We start from the raw sequence: 18,501 nt of genomic DNA, 5'->3' as shown, positions 1-18,501 counted from the left end.
CGTGACGAATTCTTCGACCGATAGACGTGTAACCGACGCCGCACGCATTCTCGGCGGCCTGCCGCATCCCGTGATCGTCTGCGATGGCGATGGCCTTCTGCACTACGCCAATTCGGATGCCGAACTGTTCTTTTCGGCCAGTCAGTCCTACCTGATGCGCCGCCGCCTGCAGGATTTCGTGCCGGCGGACAGCCCGCTCTTTTCGCTGATCCGCATGGCGCTCGACGGGCAGGCGCGGTTCAGCGAATACAGGGTCGATCTCTCCTCCCCGAGGCTCGGGCAGGAGAGGGTGGTCGATCTCTACGTCTCGACCGTTCCCGAGCTTCCAGATCTTGCGATCGTCATGATCCAGATGCGCTCGATCGCGGAAAAGATGGATCGGCAGCTGACCCACCGCTCCGCCGCGCGAACCGTCACGGGACTTGCCGCGATGCTCGCGCACGAGATCCGCAATCCGATCTCGGGCATCAAGGGCGCTGCGCAGCTGCTGGCGAGTTCGGCATCCGACGAAGACCGGGTGCTGACCCGCATCATCCAGGAAGAGAGCGACCGCATCGTCAAGCTGGTGGACCGGATGGAGGTCTTCTCCGATCAAAGGCCGATCGAGCGCTCGGCCGTGAACATCCACTCTGTGCTCGAATATGTGAAGACCATCGCGGCAAGTGGTGTTGCCCGGGGTATTCCGGTTCACGAGCAGTACGACCCGTCCCTCCCGCCCGTCTTCGCGAATCGCGACCAGCTGGTTCAGGTCTTCCTGAATCTCGTGAAGAACGCCTCGGAAGCCGTCTCGCGCGTGGAGGACCCGCAAATCACCCTGACGACGGCCTTCCGGCCGGGTGTCAGGCTGACGATCCCCGGAACGAGCGATCGCGTGTCGCTGCCGATGGAATTCACCGTCGAGGACAACGGACCGGGCGTTCCGGACGACATCCGGCAGAACATCTTCGATCCCTTCGTGACGACGAAGCCGTCCGGGTCGGGCCTCGGACTTGCGCTCGTCGCGAAGATCATCGGTGATCACGGCGGGGTCATCGAATGCGATTCACAGCCCGGGCACACGATCTTCCGGGTGCTGATGCCGACATTGAAGAAGCCACGTAAAGAGCCGGGATCCGCGCGAGCGACCGGCTCGCAGCATGCGTTCGCGGGCAGCGACGAGGAGCGGGAGTAAGGCGATGGCCCAGCATATTCTCATCGCGGACGACGACGCCGCGATCCGTACGGTCGTATCGCAGGCGATGATGAGGGCCGGCTTCGAAGTCCGGGCGACCTCGAACATCGCCACCCTGTGGCGCTGGGTGACCTCGGGCGAGGGCGATCTCATCGTCACTGACGTCTTGATGCCGGACGGAAACATCTTCGATTCCATGGCGAAGATGCGCAATTCCCGCCCCGATCTGCCGATCGTCGTCATGAGCGCGCAGAATACCTTCATGACGGCGGTGAAGGCCGCCGAGAAGGGCGCTTATGACTACGTTCCAAAGCCCTTCGACCTCAACGATCTCGTCGGCATCGTGCGCCGGGCATTGGCCGAGCCGAAGAACGACCTGAAGCGCCAGGGCCAGGACGACGGCGGCGAAACCATGCCGCTGGTCGGTCGCTCGCCGGCCATGCAGGACATCTACCGCACGCTCGCCCGCATGATGCAGACCGATCTGACGGTGACGATCACCGGCGAATCGGGAACCGGCAAGGAGCTGGTCGCCCGCGCGCTGCACGATTACGGGCGGCGCAAGAAGGGGCCTTTCGTCGCCATCAACATGGCCGCGATCCCACGGGAACTGATCGAATCCGAGCTGTTCGGCCACGAGAAGGGAGCGTTCACCGGGGCCCAATCCCGTTCGACCGGCCGCTTCGAGCAGGCCGAAGGCGGAACCCTGTTCCTCGACGAGATCGGCGACATGCCGATGGAGGCCCAGACACGCCTGCTACGCGTGCTGCAGCAGGGCGAATACACCACCGTCGGGGGCCGCACGCCCATCGCGTCCGATGTCCGGATCGTGGCCGCGACGAACAAGGACCTGCGCCAGCTGATCTCGCGGGGGCTGTTCCGGGAGGACCTCTTCTACCGCCTCAACGTGGTGCCCCTGCGACTGCCGCCGCTGCGCGAGCGTCTGGAGGATCTTCCCGATCTCGCGCAGCACTTCTTCGCCGCCGCCGCGAAGGAGGGCCTGCCGCGCAAGAGCTTCACGTCCGGCGCACTCGAGGCCCTGCGACATTACTCCTGGCCCGGAAACGTCCGGGAACTGGAAAACCTCGTCCGCCGGCTCTGCGCGCTCTATCCCCAGGACGAGATCACGACCGAGCTCGTCGAAAGCGAGCTTGCGAACGATGCGAACCAGTTCGGTCTCGATGCCGATCACGGGGACGGACCGGTCGACCTGACCCAGGCGACCGAACGCTATCTCTCGGACTATTTCGCGTCCTTCGCCAACGATCTTCCACCGCCGGGACTGCATGCACGCATTCTGAAGGAGGTCGAATATCCCCTCATCGCCGCGGCCCTCGCGGCGACGCGGGGCAATCAGGTGAAGGCTGCCGATCTTCTCGGGCTGAACAGGAACACGCTTCGCAAGAAGATCCGCGATCTGGACATCTCCATCGTGAGATCGATCCGTTGAGATCCCTCGACCCGGTCCGGCATTCTTCTCCTGGCGGGAAGGGCTGGACGCCATCTGTGACGCGCGCCGGACACCCGATTTTCTAGTTGCATTTTTGACACATTCCGTATCTCTACAGTCAGCGAGAGGTACGATCGAACCATGACCACAGAACCCATCGACGCGGCGACCGGCGTCCCGTTCCTCATGGAACGGCGGCGGTTCATGCTCGTGCCCGGTCTTCTGGCGGTCTGCGGTGCACTGATCTGCGGGGCGATCTCCTTCGTCGTGCTGATGGGCCTGACGCCGATCGCTCCCACCGATACGATCGTGACGCTCGCGACCGTCGTGAACGGGCTTTTCGTCCTGCTCCTCGCCACCCTGATCTGGCGAGAGGCCGCGCGCATGGTCAGGGCGCGAAGGCAGGGGCGCGCCGCCTCGCGGCTCCATGTGCGGATCGTCGTCCTGTTCTCGATCGTCGCGGCGATCCCGGCGATCCTCGTTGCGATCGTCGCCTCGATCACCCTCGATCTCGGTCTCGACCGCTGGTTCGAGATGCGCACCCGGGCGATCGTCGACTCGTCGATCAATGTCGCACGCGCCTATGTCAACGAGAACGCCCGGAACCTGCAGGGCTCGACCCTGTCCATGGCCTACGATCTCGATCAGCAGAGGCGGCTCTACGATCTCGATCCGCAAGGCTTCGAGAATTTCATGACGGAACAGGCGCGAGGCCGTTCGCTCCTCGGCGCCCAGCTGATTCGCCGCAACAAGACGCCCACCCTGGAAGCCGATGTCGAATCCGATCAGCCGCTTCCGGCCCCGCCGGACGATGCGATGCAGCAGGCGATCGACGGCAATCTGGTCTTCATTCCCCCGGGCGTGACCAATCTCGTCGGCGCGGTCATCAAGCTGCGCCAGGTTCCCGATCGCTTCCTCTACACGGTGCGTGCGGTCGATCCGCAGGTCCTCTCCGCGCTCAGGCTGATGGAGGAGCGATCGGCGGAGTATCAGAGCCTTCAGTCCAACCGCTTCCGGCTGCAGGTCGCCTTCGCCCTCCTCTATCTCGGCATCGCGCTCATCGTCCTGCTCTCGGCGATCTGGACCGGTATCGGCGTCGCCGATCGGCTCGTGCGGCCGATCCGGCTTCTGATGGCTGCGGCAGACGAGGTGTCGCGCGGCAATCTGGCGGTCTCCGTCCCGGTCCTTGCTTCGGACGGCGATGTCGGCTCGCTCTCCTCCACCTTCAACAACATGACCGAGCAGCTGCAGAGCCAGCGCTCCGAACTCGTCAACGCACGCGATACGATCGATGAGCGCCGCAGGTTCATCGAGGCGGTTCTGTCGGGCGTGACGGTTGGCGTCATCGGCGTCTCGCCGGATCGGCGCATTTCCATGGTCAATCCGTCGGCCGAACGGATCCTTGCGACGGAGTCGCGCTCCATGGTGGGCGAGCGGCTCGACGTCGTCTTCCCGGCCTTTGCCGCCATCCACGACGCGGCGACGCAGTCCCATCGGTCGGAATATCAGGAAGAGATCAAGCTGAAGACGCGCGACCGCGAGCGGACGCTCGCAGTGCGCATCACCAGTGCCGAGCGAAGCAATGAAGGCCAGTCCAGCGTCGTGACGATCGACGACATCACGGATCTCGTCGACGCGCAGCGCTCCTCGGCCTGGGCCGACGTCGCCCGCCGCATCGCGCACGAGATCAAGAACCCGCTGACGCCGATCCAGCTGTCGGCGGAGCGCATCCGCCGGCGCTACGGCAAGCGGATCGAGGACGACCGGGAGGTTTTCGATCGCTGCGTCGATACGATCGTTCGCCAGGTCTCCGATATCGGACGGATGGTCGACGAGTTCTCCAACTTCGCGCGCATGCCGAAACCCCGCATGGAGCCGACGGATCTGCGGGACGTCATCAAGGAAGCCATCTTCGCCCGCGAGATGGGCGATCACGGCGTCACCTTCGAAAAGGACGTTCCCAACACGCCGCTGAACGGATATTACGATACGCGACTTCTCGGCCAGGCCTTCGGAAACCTGGTGAAGAACGCGGTCGAAGCGCTTGAAGGCGCGGGCATTTCCGACGGTCGTATTCTCATCACCGCACGGTCGGAAGGGCGCGTTCATGAGGTCGCGATCATCGATAACGGAAAAGGCTTCCCGGTAGAGGATCGAGATCGTCTTCTGGAGCCCTACATGACGACGCGCGAGAAGGGCACGGGCCTCGGTCTCGCGATCGTTCGAAAGATCATCGAAGAGCATGGCGGATCGATCGCCCTCGAGGATGCGCCGGGCGAGGGTGGCGGGGCGATGGTGCGTGTCACCCTGCCTGCCGATTTCGGCTCGGCGACTGAAGCATAACGGTTAGAAGGACGAAACACGCGATGGCATCGGACATTCTGATCGTCGACGACGAGGCGGATATTCGCGAACTGGTCGCGGGCATCCTGGAAGACGAGGGACACGAGACGCGAACGGCAGGCAATGCCGACCTCGCCTTGCAATCCATCGCCGACAGGGCGCCTCAGCTGATCTTTCTCGACATCTGGCTGCAGGGCAGCCGGGTCGACGGTCTCGACCTGCTCGACATGATCAAGTCTCAGCACCCGGAGGTTCCGGTCGTGATGATCTCGGGCCACGGCAATATCGAGACAGCTGTTTCCGCGATCCGGCGTGGCGCCTATGACTATATCGAAAAGCCGTTCAAGGCGGATCGTCTGGTCCTGATCGCCGAGCGCGCCCTCGAGAATTCCAAGCTGAAGCGCGAAGTCGTGGAGTTACGGCGCAAGTCCAGCGACTTCACCGAGCTTCTCGGCAAGTCGCAGCCGATGAACCAGCTGCGGACCGTGATCGAGCGTGTGGCGCCGACCAACAGCCGGATCATGGTGCTCGGCCCCTCGGGCTCCGGCAAGGAGATGGTCGCGCGCGCGATCCACGCGGCTTCGGCACGGGCACAGGGACCGTTCATTGCACTCAATGCTGCCGCGATCACGCCCGAGCGCATGGAGATCGAACTCTTCGGCAACGAGACGCCGCCCGGCGTCGAGCGAAAGATCGGCGCGCTGGAGCAGGCGCATCGCGGCACGCTTTATCTGGATGAAATCGCCGACATGCCGCGCGAGACCCAGAACAAGATCCTGCGCGTCCTCACCGAACAGTCCTTCGAGCGGGTGGACGGCTCGAAGAAGGTCAAGGTCGATGTGCGGATCATCTCGTCGACCGCGCAGAACCTCGAATCCTCGATCGCGGACGGACAGTTCCGCGAGGATCTTTATCACCGCCTCGCCGTCGTGCCGATCAGTGTGCCGCCGCTGGCGCAGCGCCGTCAGGACATTCCGCTCCTCATCGAAGCCTTCATGAAGCAGATCGCCGAGCAGACCGGCATCCGGCCGAAACAGCTCAGCCCCGAGGCTCTTGCCGTTCTGCAATCGTCCGAATGGCCGGGCAATATCCGCCAGCTTCGCAACAATATCGAGCGGCTGATGATCCTGTCGCGCGACGATGACGACCACAACACGATCTCCGCCGACATGCTCCCGTCCGAGGTCGGCGACATGCTGCCGCAGACGCCCAGCCAGTCCAACGGTCAGATCCTGGCGCTGCCGCTGCGCGATGCGCGCGAGGTCTTCGAAAAGGAGTATCTGGTGGCTCAGATCAGCCGGTTCGGCGGCAATATCTCGCGAACGGCGGAGTTCGTCGGCATGGAGCGCTCGGCCCTGCACCGGAAGCTGAAATCGCTCGGCATCTGATCGAGAGCCTGGAACTTGCGCGATGCGACGGGCCGGGGAGGTTGGCTTTGCGCTTTTCCGCGCGAGCGGTTAGAGCGAGGGCCGATTTGATGTTGAGGGACGGGCGTCCATGCGCGTTGTGATTTGTGGTGCGGGTCAGGTCGGCTACGGTATCGCCGAGCGGCTAGCGTCCGAACGCAACGACGTGTCCGTGATCGATACGTCGCCGACCCTCGTCCAGGCCATCCGCGACAATCTCGATGCCCGCGGTTTCGTCGGCCATGGCGCCCATCCGGATGTCCTCGCGGAGGCGGGTGCCGAGCAGGCCGACATGATCATCGCCGTGACCCTTCACGACGAAGTCAACATGGTCGCCTGTCAGGTCGCCCATTCCCTCTTCAACATTCCGACCAAGCTCGCCCGAATTCGGGCGCAGAGCTATCTGCACTCCCATTGGCAGGACCTGTTCTCCACCGACAACATGCCGATCGACGTGATCATCTCGCCAGAGATCGAGGTCGGGGAGATGGTGTTGCGGCGCATCGCGCTGCCTGGCGCCATGGATGTCGTGCGTTTTGCCGATCATTCGACGGCGATGATCGCCATCGAGTGCCGCGAGGATTGCCCGGTGGTCAACACGCCGCTCGAGCAGTTGACCACCTTGTTCCCCGATCTCAACGCGACCGTCGTCGGCATTCTGAGGGACAACGGGCTCTTCATTCCCTCGTCCAACGACCAGATGGTCGCGGGCGACGTCGCTTACGTGGTGGTCGAACGAGGCCAGGTGAAGCGGACGCTCGGCCTCTTCGGCCATGTCGAGCCTGAAGCGACGCGGATCGTCATCGTCGGCGGCGGCAATATCGGCCTCTACGTCGCGCGCGAGATGGAGCGCCGAAATCTGCGCGCGAAGATGCGGGTGATCGAGGCCAATCGCGAGCGGGCCGTGGTCATCGCCGACCAGCTGAAGCGCACGATCGTGCTGCACGGATCGGGGCTCGACCAGAACCTTCTTCGCGAGGCCGATGTCGACGAGAGCGACCTCATCGTCTCCCTGACGAATGACGACAAGGTGAACGTTCTTGCGAGCGTCATGGGCAAGCGGCTGGGATGCAAGGGCAATCTCGCTCTCCTCAACGATGCCGACTTCCAAGGACTGACGCGCCCCCTGGAGATCGATGCGTTCATCAATCCGAAGTCGGTAACGATCTCGAGGGTCCTCCAGCATGTGCGCCGCGGGCGCATCCGGGCAGTGCATTCCATTCAGAACGGTCTTGCCGAAGCGATCGAGGCAGAAGCGCTGGAGACGTCTCCGATCGTGGGCGTCGCCCTCAAGGATCTCGAACTGCCCGAAAATCTACGGATCGGTTCGATCTATCGGGACGGCAGCTACGTCAAACCCACGGGTGCGACGAAGATCCGTGCGAAGGACCGCGTGGTCATCTTCGCGAAAGCGGGAGCTGTTCGACGGGTGGAGCAGATGTTCCGCGTCAGCCTCGAATTCTTCTGATCCGCACGTTCGTCGGCTTTCGGATCATCGGAACGCTCCGGGCGCGCTACCTATCCATTGATCCGCGCGGGGCAGCGTGTAGTCTGACAAAACGCCTGGAGCTTTGGGCTCCCAATCAACGATAACAAAAGGGAAGGCGCTCTCCGCCATGGCTGAACGGACGCAAAATCTTCAGGACCTCTTTCTCAACACTGTTCGCAAACAGAAGATTTCCCTCACGATCTTCCTGGTCAACGGCGTCAAGCTCACCGGTGTGGTGACCTCGTTCGACAACTTCTGCGTTCTCCTGCGCCGCGACGGTCATTCGCAACTGGTCTACAAGCACGCTATATCCACCATCATGCCGGCACAGCCGGTCACACTCTACGATGGCGATGACGGGAAGGCCTGATTGGCAGAACATCAAGATCTCGGTCCGAGAGGGCCGATCGAACACAAAGTCGATCCGACGAGAACCGCGGTCTATGTCCCGGTTTTCAAGGATGCGGTGAGGAAGGAATCGGCGGCGACGGCCGAATTGCGCCGTTCATCGGATGCGAAGCTGGAGGAAGCCTGCGGACTTGCTGCAGCCATCAAGCTGGAGATCGTCGAGAGCGGCATCATCACGCAACGCACGCCCCGCCCGGCGACGCTTATCGGTCCCGGCAAGGTCGAGGAACTGAAAGACGTCATCGCGGGAAGCGAGATCGAGCTCGTAATCATCGATCACCCCCTGACCCCGGTGCAGCAGCGCAATCTCGAGAAGGAACTCAACGCCAAGGTTCTGGACCGAACGGCTCTCATCCTCGAGATTTTCGGTGAACGCGCCCAGACGAAGGAGGGTCGGCTTCAGGTCGAACTGGCTCACCTGAACTATCAGCGTGGCCGCCTCGTGCGCAGCTGGACCCATCTCGAACGCCAAAGGGGCGGTGCCGGCTTCCTGGGCGGTCCGGGCGAAACGCAGATCGAAGCCGACAGACGCCAGCTTCAATCGAAGATCAAGGCGCTGGAGGTCGAACTCGAACAGGTCCGCCGGACACGCCAGTTGCACAGGGCGAAACGCCGCAAGCGGCCACATCCGATCGTCGCGCTCGTCGGCTATACCAATGCCGGCAAGTCGACGCTCTTTAACCGGATGACCGACTCCGAGGTGTTCGCCAAGGACCTCCTCTTCGCCACCCTCGATCCGACCCTGCGCCGGACGACCCTCGCGCATGGAACGGAGATCCTCTTTTCCGATACGGTGGGATTCATCTCGGAATTGCCGACGCATCTCGTTGCGGCTTTCAGGGCGACCCTGGAAGAGGTGATCGAAGCCGATATCATCCTGCATATCCGAGACGTATCCGACCCGGACATGCTGGCTCAGGCCGAGGATGTGCGACAAATCCTGCGGGATCTCGAAATCGATGCCGACGATACCGACCACGTCATCGAAGTCTGGAACAAGGTGGACCGTCTTGGCGAGGCGGAACTCGAGCGGATCCGCACGCTTGCTTCGAACACCGCCGCGTCGAACGCTCCTCATCTCCTTTCGGCGTGGACGGGCGAGGGGATCGATGCGCTTCTTGCCGATATCGAGCGGCGGATCGCGGGACGCGTGACGGAGATCGGTGTCACTCTCAACGCCGACGGCATGCGCCATCTGTCCTGGATCTACGACAATGCCTCGGTTCTCGACCGCGAGGATCGAGAGGATGGATCGGTTCGTCTGGTCCTCGAGATGACCCAGCAGAGCGCGACGGAACTTGCGCGTGTGACGGCGCAGGGACAGGGCATCCAGCTCTCAGCCTGATACGGCGCCGATCGGCGACCAGCGCCCACGAAAAAAGCCCCCGATCCATTCCGGATCGGGGGCTTTTCTGAATCTAGGTCTGAGTTCGCTAAAAAGCACTCAGGCGTTCGTCGCGATCAGCATGAAGGCCGGAATATCGTCTCCGAAGCCGACCGGCGTATGCTCGTCACGACCGCTGGTGCGGCCGCGAGCATTTTGCGAACCGCGACCGCCGCGACCGGACGTGTTGCGCGAGGAACGTGACCCGTTGCTCGAACGAACGTTCGATGCCTGGCTGTTCTCGGACTCGAAGCTTGTCACTGGCTCCAAAATGGTCTCGACCTCGTCTTCCTGGATCTCTTCCGTCGCGGCTGCGATCGGAGTTTCGGCTTTCTCGTCCTCGTTCGAGGACTTGCGCGACCGGCCGCTACGCCGGTTGCGGCCGTTCTTCTCACCCTCTCCACGCGACCTGCGACCGCGACGCTCTTCACCGTCACCCTCGCTTTCGCTGGTGACGACAGTCGACAGATCGCCATCGAGCCACTCGATCTCCGTGCCGATCAGCTTGGTGATCGCATCGAGGTGCTTGGAGTCCTGTTTCGTGACGAGAGTGAACGCCTTGCCAGAACGACCCGCGCGACCTGTGCGGCCGATACGATGGACGTAATCCTCCGCATGGATCGGAACATCGAAGTTGAACACGTGACTGACCGCCGGAATATCGAGGCCGCGCGCCGCGACATCCGAGGCGACGAGAAGCTGCAGCTTGTCCTCGCGGAAATTGTGCAGCATCGTCATGCGCGCGCGCTGATCCATATCACCATGGAGCGCGCCTGCCGAGAAGCCGTGCTTCTCCAAACTCCTGAACAATGTGGCGACGTCGCGCTTTCGGTTGCAGAAGATGATCGCGTTGGCGACGTCCGGGTTGGCGCGCAGAAGCTCGCGCAGACGTGAGCGCTTGTCGTAGTCCTTCGAGCCGGAGGCGACCAGCCGCTGCTCGACCGTCAGCGCCGCCGAAGCGGGCTTCGCGACTTCCACGCGGACGGGGTTCTGCAGGAACTGCTCGGTCAGCTTCGTGATTTCCGCCGGCATGGTGGCGGAGAAGAACAAGGTCTGGCGCGTGAACGGGAGCAGCTTGCAGATGCGCTCGATATCCGGGATGAAGCCCATGTCCAGCATGCGATCGGCCTCGTCGATGACGAGGACTTCGACGCCGGTGAGCAACAGCTTGCCGCGCTCGAAATGATCGAGAAGACGACCCGGTGTCGCGATCAGGACGTCGCAGCCGCGATCGAGCTTCTTTTCCTGCTCGTCGAACGACATACCGCCGATGAGGAGCGCGACGTTGATCCTCTGATCATGTCCGTAGCGCTTGAAGCTCTCTTCGACCTGCGCCGCGAGTTCGCGGGTCGGCTCGATGATGAGGGTGCGGGGCATGCGGGCCCGGGCGCGGCCCTTTTCCAGCATCGTCAGCATCGGCAATACGAAGGACGCCGTCTTTCCCGTTCCGGTCTGGGCGATGCCGAGAACATCCCGCCGCTGCAGAGCATGGGGAATAGCCTCGGCCTGGATGGGCGTCGGCTGCGTGTAACCCGTCGCTTCCACGGCGGCCAAGACCTTGGCGCTCAAGCCGAGTTCGGAAAAGGTGGTCAAATCGACAATACTCTCGATGCTTGCTGAAAGATGGGCATGAACGTTACCTCCGGCGCGATAGAGCGCGGTCGGAGGCGAGTCAACCGTTGGGTCGAATATAAGAAGCCGAACCGCGTCTTTGTAGACTCAAAACCTCTCGAAAGGTGACCGAACGCTTTGCAGAACACGTCTCTTGCGTCTCTGCCGCTGCGTTCGACACTCCTTCCGGGCGCCTCACATCGATCGTCTTTTTTCGGCTGGGCTTGTTCATGCATCGGTTCGGGGCGCGCCGAGTATGCGAAGCGCACCCCAGTTCCGGTCAATTGGTTGCGATACCGAACTCGTAGGACCCATCGGGCTGCGCATTCAGCTGGTAGGTCTCCGAGATTTCCCCATCGCTCGGGACGATCTCGAAGAACACCGTGAGCGATCCTTCCTGTCCCTCGGTCGGCTCGTCGGCCGAGTATCCTACGACGGCCCCGCCGAGCGCGCCGACTTCGTCGACATTGATGGAACGAACGATCTGGGCCCCGTCTGCCGAAGGAGCGATCTGCTGAAGATAGAACTGTGAGACCGTCGGCTGGGCGGGCGAGCGAGCCATGACGGCGCGCCAAACGCCATTGCGTTCGCCTTCGATCCACGGCCCGAGGATCTGAACATCCTCGATGAGGGGCGAGAGCGTTCCGACGAGGTTTGCGACCGCGTCCGTCGTGCCGGTCACCGCCTGGGGCTGAGCCGTCGCCTCCGCCGGTGCCTGATCTCCCGGGTTCGTTCCGGGTTGCGGGCTCGTCCCCGCGTCCGGTGACGTCGCCTGTGTGGCCCGTGCTCCCGTGGCGGGGGCATCGGCACCGTTGCCGGTAGGCTCGGTCGTCTGAGCGAGGCCGGGAAGGGGGCTCAGGATGAGAAGAGCGGCGAGAAGGGTCGTCGTGCGGGCGTTGCGCATTGGCTTCCTTTTACAGCGTCGGACATTCGTTTCGGTCAGGGATCTAGGAAGGCCGACAAGGTCTGCGACCGTCGATGCCATGATCGTCAAATGTCGAGATCGTCCACGAAGGCCGAGCGCTCCTGGATGAAGCGGAACCGGAGATCGGCCTTGTTGCCCATCAAGGCTTCCACCGCGCCCGAGGTTCCCGCTTCCGGCGTCTCGTCCATCACCACCTGGAGGAGCGTGCGCTTGCGTGGGTCCATCGTGGTTTCCTTCAACTGCCCGGGCAGCATTTCGCCAAGGCCCTTGAAGCGCGATATCTCGACCTTGCCCTTGCCCTTGAACTCCCGTTCGATGAGGCGTTCGCGGTGGCGGTCGTCCCGGGCATAGGCCGTCTTGCCGCCCTGGGTCAGCTTATAGAGGGGAGGCACGGCGAGAAACAGGTGCCCCTCCCGGATCACGTCGGGCATCTCCCGATAGAAGAAGGTGATCAGGAGTGAGGCGATATGCGCTCCGTCGACGTCCGCATCGGTCATGATGATGACGCGCTCGTAGCGAAGATCGCTGCTGCGATACTTCGAACCGGTGCCGCAGCCGAGCGCCTGGATCAGATCGGAAAGCTGCTGGTTCGCGCCGAGCTTCTCGCGCCCTGCGCTGGCGACGTTGAGGATCTTGCCGCGAAGCGGAAGAATGGCCTGAGTTCGGCGATCGCGCGCCTGCTTGGCCGAGCCTCCGGCCGAGTCGCCCTCGACGATGAAGATCTCGGCGCCGGTGGCGCCGGACAGCGAGCAGTCCGCCAGCTTGCCGGGAAGGCGCAGCTTGCGCGTCGCGCTCTTCCGGCTGACTTCCTTCTCCTGCCGGCGGCGCAAGCGTTCGTCCGCGCGGTCGAGAACCCACTCGATAAGCCGGGCCGCATCCTGGGGCGAGGAGGCCAGCCAGATATCGAACGAGTCGCGGATCGACTGCTCGACGATTCGCTGCGCTTCCGACGTCGCGAGACGATCCTTCGTCTGCCCGACGAATTCCGGCTCGCGGATGAAGACGGACAACATGCCCGACGCGGTCGACATCACGTCGTCGCCGGTGATGACGGAGGCCCGCTTGTTGCCGGAGAGTTCGGCGAAAGCCTTCAACCCTCGCAGAAGGACCGCGCGCAAGCCGTTCTCGTGCGTTCCGCCCTCGGGCGTCGGGATCGTGTTGCAATAGGAGCGGATCGAGCCGTCGTCCGCGGTCCAGGCGACCGCCCATTCCACCGCGCCATGGCCGGACACCTTTTCGGTGCGGCCGGAGAAGATCTGCGAGGTGATCCGTTCCTTGCCGATCGAGGCGTCCAGATAATCCTTCAGCCCACCCGGAAAATGAAAGCTGTCCTTCGCGGGGATCTCGCTGTCCGCCGGGAGGAGCTTCGGATCGCACTGCCAGCGTATTTCCACGCCGCCGAAGAGGTAGGCCTTCGAGCGGGCCATGCGGTAGAGCCGCGACGGATCGAATTTCGCGTGGTCTCCGAAGATCTCGGGATCGGGATGAAACCGCACCCGCGTGCCGCGTCTGTTCTGAGTCTCGCCGGCCTCGTCGAGATCGGTCAGCGCCTTGCCCCGACCATAGACCTGCCGATAGATCTTCCGGTTTCGTGCGACCTCGACTTCTAGCCGGTCCGAAAGAGCGTTGACGACGGATATGCCGACGCCGTGCAAGCCGCCGGACGTCTCGTAGACCTTCGAGTCGAACTTGCCGCCGGCATGGAGCGTGGTCAGAATGACCTCGAGCGCCGACTTGTCCTTGAAGCGCGGATGCGGATCGATGGGAATTCCGCGACCATTGTCGCTGACGGTGCAGAATCCCTCGGCGTCCAGCGCGACTTCGATGACATTGGCATGCCCCGCGGTCGCTTCGTCCATCGAATTGTCGATGACCTCGGCGAAGAGATGGTGCAGGGCCTTCGCATCCGTCCCGCCCACATACATGCCCGGCCGACGACGGACGGGCTCGAGCCCTTCCAGAACCTCGATATCAGCGGCCGTATAGTCGGCACCGGGAACGAATGGCTGGGGCTCCGGCTTCCTTGCGCGCGCCGGCGTCGCGATGCCGGGCTTGCGGGCCGTATTGCCGGAAAAGAGATCGTCGCTCATGGATGTGTCCCGGTGCTGGCCGCACCAGGCCCCCCACATGCGCGTCGCGCGAAACGGATCGAAGGCGGTCTGGAGCTGACGAAGATCATGCCGCAGACCTACACTTTCACGTATTGTTCTTCAAGCACGCGCCCGTGGCTGCGCTGGACCGGACCTTGCGGCCGGATCCTAACCTGAACGACGCATCGCGATGCATCCGCTTCCGCGCGATCGCCTATCCGGGATGCGCCTATCCGGGATCGTTAGTGACCCCGTCCCCTGTCGGCTTCGTCGGCGACCGCGTCCGCATGGTAGCTGGCTTCCCAGTCGACCACCGGGCTCTGGCGGAGCGAAAACCGATCGGTGACGAGCACGCCGGTCGCATTCGCGAAGCTCAGACGGCGCATTCCCGAGCGCCCGCCGACCGGGAAGGAGAGAATGTCCGCCGGGCGCGATTGAGAGCTAATGGTCATCGCCTACACTCCATCGTCATTCAATTCTGAGGCAACCTTTGGGTCGCTGACATGCCCAATATATAAGCATTATGCCTCGAAATAAAGCATCCGGAATTGCGATTTTCTGGGGTCGCTGGGCATCTCGGAAGGAGCGGGATGGAGCTGGAAGATGGCATTCAGCGAAGCCCAAGTCCCTGAAATATCATGAGTTTCGTCATACGTTGGTCGTAATTCGGATCGGTGCATAGGGCGGAAGGCACTGAAATCGACGGCAGGACTTTTCTGGCATGAAACTTGCTGAGTTGGGTGCGAGGCGGATGTTCGAGCCTGGCCATCGCATGGCCTCTCGACTTCCAACCGAACCTACCTCCCAGGAGATCATCGATGACGAAATACAAGCTCGAATATATCTGGCTCGACGGGTACACCCCGGTTCCCAATCTGCGGGGCAAAACCCAGGTCAAGAGCTTCGATGCGTTTCCGACCCTCGACCAGCTTCCGCTCTGGGGCTTCGACGGCTCCTCGACCATGCAGGCGGAAGGCTCCAGCTCCGATTGCGTCCTGAAGCCGGTTGCACACTATCCGGACCCGGCCCGTACCAACGGCGTTCTCGTGATGTGCGAAGTCATGATGCCCGACGGCACGACGCCGCATCCCTCCAACCAGCGTGCGACGATCGTCGACGATGAAGGCTGCTGGTTCGGCTTCGAGCAGGAATACTTCTTCTACAAGAACGGACGCCCGCTCGGCTTCCCCGAGCAGGGCTACCCCGAGCCGCAGGGCAAATACTACACCGGCGTCGGCTACGCGGCCGTCGGCGATATCGCGCGTACGATCGTCGAAGAGCATCTCGACCTGTGCCTGGCGGCAGGGATCAACCACGAAGGCATCAATGCCGAGGTCGCCAAGGGCCAGTGGGAATTCCAGATCTTCGGCAAGGGCTCGAAGAAGGCTGCCGACGAGATGTGGATGGCCCGCTACCTCCTGCAGCGCCTGACGGAAAAGTACTGCATCGACATCGAATACCACTGCAAGCCGCTCGGCGACACCGACTGGAACGGCTCCGGCATGCATGCCAACTTCTCCACGAAGTTCATGCGTGAGAACGGCGGCAAGGAGTATTTCGAGAGCCTGATGGCTGCCTTCGAGCGCAATCTCGAAGAGCACATCGCGGTCTATGGCCCCGACAACCACCTTCGCCTCACCGGCAAGCACGAAACCGCGCCCTGGAACAAGTTCAGCTACGGTGTTGCCGACCGCGGCGCTTCGATCCGCGTGCCGCATTCCTTCGTCAACAACGGCTACAAGGGATATCTGGAAGATCGTCGCCCCAACTCCCAGGGCGACCCCTACCAGATCGCCTCGCGCATTCTGAAGACTGTCGCCGAGGTCGAAGAGTCCAAGGAAGGCGGAATTTCCGCCGCCGCCTGAGACCCATCTCCCGTTTGAATTGGAAAGCCGGGCACCCCGATCGGGGTGTCCGGCTTCCTGCGTTTCGGGAGGCGAGTTCTCGCCGGCTTAGTCTTCCAATCGACAAATTCGATTCGCGAATCCGTCTCCGGACCCGGCTTCGTGGATCCGTCGAGCGGCTGATCCATCGGAAGAACCGGAAGCCCGGCCGCTGTTCAGGCCGATGCCGTCGCCGACGCGCACTTGTGCGGAATCGGAAGGCGAGAAGCCGGCTGAAGGCTCCGACGTCCGCAACGCGACCGGCCGAACGGATTTCGGCTCTACAGCAAGATCTCCGAATGGCGCTCTCATCGGCAGCGACATGGCTGACGCAGCCGAGACGTGATCTCGTTATCCCGCGCTTCCAGGAGGCGCAGCAGTGCAGCGCAACGCGGGCACACGAAAAAGGGGCGCCCGTGGACGCCCCTTCGTCATTTGCCAATCGCTCGGGCGTTCGCCCGAACCCGGTCAGACCGAGTAGTACATCTCGAATTCGACCGGATGCGGCGTCATCTCGTAGCGCTCGACCTCTTCCATCTTCAGGTCGACATAGGCGTCGATCTGATCGTCGTCGAACACGCCGCCGGCCTTCAGGAAGTCCCGGTCGTGATCGAGATTCTCGAGCGCCTCGCGGAGCGAACGGCAGACCGTCGGGATCTCCTTCAGCTCTTCCGGCGGCAGATCGTAGAGATCCTTGTCCATGGCCGAGCCCGGATGGATCTTGTTCTTGATGCCGTCGAGACCGGCCATCAGCATGGCCGAGAAAGCGAGATAGGGGTTCGCGGTCGGATCCGGGAAACGCACCTCGACGCGCTTGGCCTTCGGCGACTGGCCGAAGGGGATACGGCAGGATGCCGAGCGGTTGCGGGCCGAATAGGCGAGCAGAACCGGTGCTTCGTAACCCGGGACCAGACGCTTGTAGGAGTTGGTCGACGGGTTCGTGAAGGCGTTCAGCGTGCGCGCATGCTTGATGATGCCGCCGATGTAGAACAGGCAGCTCTCGGAGAGGCCGGCATACTCGTCGCCCGCGAAGGTCGGCTTGCCGTCCTTCCAGATCGACTGGTGAACATGCATGCCCGTGCCGTTGTCGCCATAGATCGGCTTCGGCATGAAGGTCGCCGTCTTGCCATAGGCATTGGCGACCTGATGGATCACGTATTTGTAGATCTGCAGCTTGTCGGCATTGCGGGTGAGGGTATCGAACTTGATGCCGAGTTCGTGCTGTGCGGCAGCGACCTCGTGATGGTGCTTCTCGACCTCGAGGCCCATCTCGGCCATCACGGTCAGCATTTCGGAACGCATGTCCTGGGCGCTGTCGATCGGCGGAACCGGGAAATAGCCGCCCTTGACCCGGGGACGGTGCCCGAGATTGCCGGTCTCGTATTCGGTGTCGTCGTTGGACGGCAGTTCGGTGCAGTCCAGCTTGAAGCCGGTATTGTACGGATCGGTCTTGTAGCGGACGTCGTCGAAGACGAAGAATTCCGCTTCCGGTCCGACGAAGGCGGTGTCGCCGATGCCCGACTGGGACAGATAGGCCTCCGCCTTCTTGGCAGTCGTGCGCGGATCGCGGTTATAGGATTCGCCGGACACCGGATCGAGGATGTCGCAGACGATCGCCATCGTCGACTGGGCGAAGAAGGGATCCATGTAGGCCGTTTCGGGATCCGGCATCATGACCATGTCGGACTCGTTGATCGCCTTCCAGCCGGCGATCGAGGAACCGTCGAACATCGATCCTTCGGAGAACAGGTCCTCGTCGACGCAGGATACGTCCATGGTGACGTGCTGCACCTTGCCCTTCGGGTCGGTGAAGCGAAGATCCAGGAACTTGACGTCGTTGTCCTTGATCTGCTTCAGGATTTGGTTGGCATCCGTCATTTCGTTTTTCCCAGTTGATGGATTTCTTATGCGTTGGCGCTTGTAGCGCTCTTAGATGGCATCCGTGCCGGACTCACCGGTTCGAATGCGGATCGCTTCCTCGACATTGGAGACGAAGATCTTGCCGTCGCCGATCCGGCCGGTCTGCGCCGCCTTGCGGATCGCATCGACGGCCGTTGCGACGACTTCGTCTGCAAGGACGAGCTCGACTTTCACCTTGGGGAGAAAGTCCACGACATATTCGGCACCCCGATAGAGTTCCGTGTGACCCTTCTGGCGCCCAAAACCCTTCGCTTCCGTCACCGTGATGCCCTGCAGGCCGACTTCCTGGAGCGCCTCCTTGACCTCATCGAGCTTGAACGGCTTGATGATCGCCTCGACCTTCTTCATGGAACATCCCTTAAACGTTAGTCATTCCGGTCCGGGCATCCGGCCCGCCGCGCCCTGCCTCATGCAGGAAGCA

General features: G+C 62.6%; 14 protein-coding genes. 8 read left to right on the top strand and 6 right to left on the bottom strand.

The annotated features are described in order from the left end of the window. Window position 1: 1 nt before the first annotated feature. The 7 genes from DYI37_RS02255 to hflX all read left to right on the top strand — a co-directional run bounded on the left by DYI37_RS02255 (window position 2) and on the right by hflX (window position 9,612). Window positions 2–1,171, top strand: coding sequence for a two-component system sensor histidine kinase NtrB (locus DYI37_RS02255; RefSeq protein ID WP_116681546.1), 1,170 nt, complete (start codon window positions 2–4; stop codon window positions 1,169–1,171). Between the two features lie 4 nt (window positions 1,172–1,175). Beyond that, entirely contained in the window at window positions 1,176–2,621 is a 1,446-nt protein-coding gene (gene ntrC, locus DYI37_RS02250) for a nitrogen regulation protein NR(I) (RefSeq protein ID WP_116681545.1), read from the top strand. 141 nt (window positions 2,622–2,762) lie between these two features. Next, complete coding sequence (locus DYI37_RS02245) at window positions 2,763–4,964, top strand: sensor histidine kinase NtrY-like (protein ID WP_116681544.1); 2,202 nt, start codon at window positions 2,763–2,765, stop codon at window positions 4,962–4,964. 23 nt (window positions 4,965–4,987) lie between these two features. Further along, window positions 4,988–6,352: a nitrogen assimilation response regulator NtrX gene (ntrX, locus tag DYI37_RS02240; RefSeq protein WP_116681543.1), complete on the top strand. Its 1,365-nt coding sequence runs from the start codon at window positions 4,988–4,990 to the stop codon at window positions 6,350–6,352. Window positions 6,353–6,461: 109 nt separating this feature from the next. Beyond that, window positions 6,462–7,838, top strand: coding sequence for a Trk system potassium transporter TrkA (gene trkA, locus DYI37_RS02235; RefSeq protein ID WP_116681542.1), 1,377 nt, complete (start codon window positions 6,462–6,464; stop codon window positions 7,836–7,838). A 148-nt stretch (window positions 7,839–7,986) separates the two neighbouring features. Further along, window positions 7,987–8,229, top strand: coding sequence for an RNA chaperone Hfq (gene hfq / locus DYI37_RS02230; RefSeq protein WP_116681541.1), 243 nt, complete (start codon window positions 7,987–7,989; stop codon window positions 8,227–8,229). Next, entirely contained in the window at window positions 8,230–9,612 is a 1,383-nt protein-coding gene (hflX, locus tag DYI37_RS02225; protein ID WP_116681540.1) for a GTPase HflX, read from the top strand. A 99-nt stretch (window positions 9,613–9,711) separates the two neighbouring features. Here the strand turns inward: hflX and DYI37_RS02220 are convergent, their stop codons facing one another. The 4 genes from DYI37_RS02220 to DYI37_RS02205 form a co-directional block, all read right to left on the bottom strand. Next, a complete protein-coding gene (locus DYI37_RS02220; RefSeq protein WP_116681539.1) occupies window positions 9,712–11,244 on the bottom strand; it encodes a DEAD/DEAH box helicase in 1,533 nt (510 codons plus the stop codon). 298 nt (window positions 11,245–11,542) lie between these two features. Further along, window positions 11,543–12,166: a hypothetical protein gene (locus DYI37_RS02215; protein WP_116681538.1), complete on the bottom strand. Its 624-nt coding sequence runs from the start codon at window positions 12,164–12,166 to the stop codon at window positions 11,543–11,545. An 86-nt stretch (window positions 12,167–12,252) separates the two neighbouring features. After that, entirely contained in the window at window positions 12,253–14,277 is a 2,025-nt protein-coding gene (parE, locus tag DYI37_RS02210; RefSeq protein ID WP_116681537.1) for a DNA topoisomerase IV subunit B, read from the bottom strand. Window positions 14,278–14,519: 242 nt separating this feature from the next. Next, a complete protein-coding gene (locus DYI37_RS02205; RefSeq protein WP_116681536.1) occupies window positions 14,520–14,729 on the bottom strand; it encodes a DUF2735 domain-containing protein in 210 nt (69 codons plus the stop codon). 366 nt (window positions 14,730–15,095) lie between these two features. Between DYI37_RS02205 and DYI37_RS02200 the strand changes: the two genes are divergently transcribed. Beyond that, window positions 15,096–16,142 (top strand): glutamine synthetase beta-grasp domain-containing protein, encoded by a 1,047-nt coding sequence (locus DYI37_RS02200; protein WP_116681535.1) that lies wholly within the window; start codon window positions 15,096–15,098, stop codon window positions 16,140–16,142. 486 nt (window positions 16,143–16,628) lie between these two features. On the opposite strand, the gene glnA is transcribed toward DYI37_RS02200, so the two are convergent. Together glnA and DYI37_RS02190 are read right to left on the bottom strand one after the other, a co-directional pair. After that, window positions 16,629–18,038, bottom strand: a complete 1,410-nt coding sequence (gene glnA / locus DYI37_RS02195; RefSeq protein ID WP_116681534.1) for a type I glutamate--ammonia ligase — start codon at window positions 18,036–18,038, stop codon at window positions 16,629–16,631. Window positions 18,039–18,089: 51 nt separating this feature from the next. After that, window positions 18,090–18,428 carry a P-II family nitrogen regulator gene (locus DYI37_RS02190; RefSeq protein ID WP_116681533.1) on the bottom strand — a complete coding sequence of 113 codons (339 nt, stop codon included), beginning with the start codon at window positions 18,426–18,428 and terminating at the stop codon, window positions 18,090–18,092. Window positions 18,429–18,501 lie beyond the last annotated feature (73 nt).

The organism is Fulvimarina endophytica, assembly GCF_003403015.1.
GTDB classification, from domain to species: Bacteria; Pseudomonadota; Alphaproteobacteria; order Rhizobiales; family Rhizobiaceae; genus Fulvimarina; species Fulvimarina endophytica.
This window is presented reverse-complemented; position numbering and strand designations above follow the sequence as displayed.